Genomic DNA, 824 nt, shown 5'->3' on the forward strand with positions numbered 1-824 from the left:
TTAGAAGCAAGAAAGTCTCAATTAGAAGAGATTAAAATCGAACTTGAGTCACAAGGAATAGTTTTATTACAAGAATTAAGAAATATTACAAACAATAATGGAATAGAAAATATTCAAGATATTCATATGAGGTTAAATAATAATCAAACACAACTTCTTGCAACAATAATGGAAATAAATAATATAACAGAACAATTGAAAAACACACAAATTAATTAAATTAATCCTAATATCCAATTCTAAAAACAACAAAACACATTTACAATATGACATGAAATATTGCATAATTCCCAATTTGAATGTAAAGTTTTCAACCTCCACTTTAACTGTATCCATAAAAATTTTGTCCATCTTTAAAAAACATAATTATGACAAATCTATATGTTAATAAAAAATAAAGGAGAATTTAATAAATGTTTAAATTCAAAAATCAATTTAAAAGAATAACTATTTGTTTATTTATTTTCTTAGGGTTATTTTTAATTAATTGTTATCCAGTTATGGCGATAAATAATTTAAATGATGAAAATTCAATAAATAATGAAATTAATAAACTTTATTTAGAACAAAAAGAATTATCTAAAAAACTTAAAAAATTCATATTTATCATTTAAGTGGTGATATAAAATTAAAAAAATTAGATAATTTAGATCAAATAATCAAAAAACTTTATCAAAGACTTTCTGACATAAATCTTTTAAAGTATATAAATGAACAAATTTGGAATTATTCATATGAACGAAATCAAGTAGCGAACAAAATTTTAAGTCATTTTTTTCAAGACCCCACTACAATACAAGAACTTAATTTAAATCATCAAAAAT

2 protein-coding genes are annotated in these 824 nt (G+C 20.6%); both read left to right on the forward strand.

Annotation, left to right across the window (positions count from 1 at the left end; genetic code table 11):
- A partial coding sequence (locus tag BBA70_RS01330) for a hypothetical protein (RefSeq protein WP_252861513.1) occupies positions 1 to 219 on the forward strand: 219 nt, incomplete at its 5' end.
- Between the two features lie 194 nt (positions 220 to 413).
- On the forward strand, positions 414 to 614 hold the full coding sequence (locus BBA70_RS01335) for an SVM family protein (RefSeq protein WP_252861514.1): 201 nt from the start codon (positions 414 to 416) through the stop codon (positions 612 to 614).
- Positions 615 to 824: the final 210 nt, after the last annotated feature.

Source organism: New Jersey aster yellows phytoplasma (assembly GCF_002554195.1).
Taxonomy (GTDB): domain Bacteria; phylum Bacillota_I; class Bacilli_A; order Acholeplasmatales; family Acholeplasmataceae; genus Phytoplasma.